Origin of the sequence: Cryobacterium sp. MLB-32, assembly GCF_000738085.1 — a bacterium.
Lineage (GTDB): Bacteria > Actinomycetota > Actinomycetes > Actinomycetales > Microbacteriaceae > Cryobacterium.
The window spans coordinates 1-449 of record NZ_JPRS01000737.1; the positions used below are offsets into that span (position 1 = coordinate 1).

1 protein-coding gene is annotated in these 449 nt (G+C 55.0%); it reads right to left on the reverse strand.

The genetic code is table 11. The features are described from left to right. A partial coding sequence (locus JF66_RS21150; protein ID WP_035880959.1) for a prepilin-type N-terminal cleavage/methylation domain-containing protein occupies positions 1 to 240 on the reverse strand: 240 nt, incomplete at its 3' end. Between the last annotated feature and the right edge of the window lie 209 nt (positions 241 to 449).

Below are 449 nucleotides of genomic sequence, written 5' to 3' on the forward strand. Positions count from 1 at the left end.
CGTTCCTGCTGGGGTGTCCAGCAGCAGGCTGACATAGGAGACCTTGGCGTTTCCGAGGTCGGACTTGGCCGCGGAATCCTTCGCCTGATCCTGCTGGCTGAGGAAGATCGGAATGGCGATTGCCGCCAAGATACCGATGATGATGACGACCACAAGGAGCTCAATGAGAGTGAACCCGGTGTCTTCTTTGTTGAGGGCCGCACGCTTGCGTGCGAGCGGTCCGGTGAGCGTGTTGATCATGATGGGTCCTTCTCTGAGGCGCCTGCGAGGAAGACCTTCGCCTGCTTAAGGAGAGCATACGTCCGTAGCACAGAAAAGTGGCTGAGAAACCCAAAATAAACCCCCAGTTCGGGGGCAATTTTTTACTTGATGTATTGAAAGATGGAAAACATCGGCATGTAGAGGGCAATGATCATGCCGCCGATGACCACGCCGATGAAGGCGATCAT